The organism is Actinosynnema sp. NPDC059335, from assembly GCF_042752395.1.
GTDB lineage: Bacteria > Actinomycetota > Actinomycetes > Mycobacteriales > Pseudonocardiaceae > Actinosynnema.
In genome coordinates this window covers 4775-5589 of record NZ_JBHYXZ010000268.1, presented here as the reverse complement: position 1 = coordinate 5589, position 815 = coordinate 4775, and the positions used below count along the sequence as shown (strand labels likewise).

General features: G+C 83.4%; 1 pseudogene. It reads left to right on the top strand.

What is annotated here, in order from left to right:
• Window positions 1-317 precede the first annotated feature (317 nt).
• A pseudogene (locus ACFXGA_RS39205) lies at window positions 318-815 on the top strand (hypothetical protein); the annotation flags it as partial.

Sequence of the window (815 nt, the reverse complement as noted above, 5' to 3'; positions counted from 1 at the left end):
GCCCCGGGCGCCCCGCGCCGCGGGCGGGGGGGCCCGCGCGCCCGCCGCGGTGGGGCACCCCGCTGAGTGGGGACCGCCCGTCGTCGCAGGTCGGCGACGGGCGTGCGGGACCACCGCCGCGGCCGTCGGGCGGCGGCATTCGCCCTGGTCGTCCCGTTGGTCCGAGTCGGCGCGGGAAGCGTCGCGGGCGGCGGCGCGCGGGGGTGGCGGGCGGCGGCCGTTCGGGCGTCCCCGGCCGTCCCCGTCGCTAGGATCGCCGCCGTGATCGACACCAGCGCGCAGGACCGGCGCGGCGGGGCGGCGGGCGGGCGGCCCCGGTGAGCGGACCGGAGTTAGCCGGGGCCCGTGCGGGCCGGCTCGACCGCGACTACCTGCCCGGGCTGGGCGTGCCCTCGGTGCAGCCGTACCTCGACCGGTACGCGGAGCGGTCCGCCGCCGCGCGGGCCGCGTTGACCTGGCGGGAGCTGCCCTACGGCGCGGACCCCGCCGAGCGGGTGCACTTCTTCCCCGCGCCGGCGCCCGACGCGCCGCTGGTGGTGTTCGTGCACGGCGGCTACTGGCAACTGCTGGACGAGTGGTCGTCGGCCTACGGCGCGCCGGGCCTGGTCGCCGCGGGCGCGGCCTTCGCGGCGGTGGGCTACCCCCTCTCGCCGCACGCGCGGGTCGCCCGGATCACCGCGGCGGTGCGCGCGGCGGTGCGGAAGCTGGTCGAGGGGGCGCCCGCGCCGGGGGGGGGGCCCCCCCGCCGGCGGGGGGGGGCGCCCACCCCGCGCGCCCCGCGCGGCGGCCCGCTGGGGGGGGGGCGCGCCCCCCCC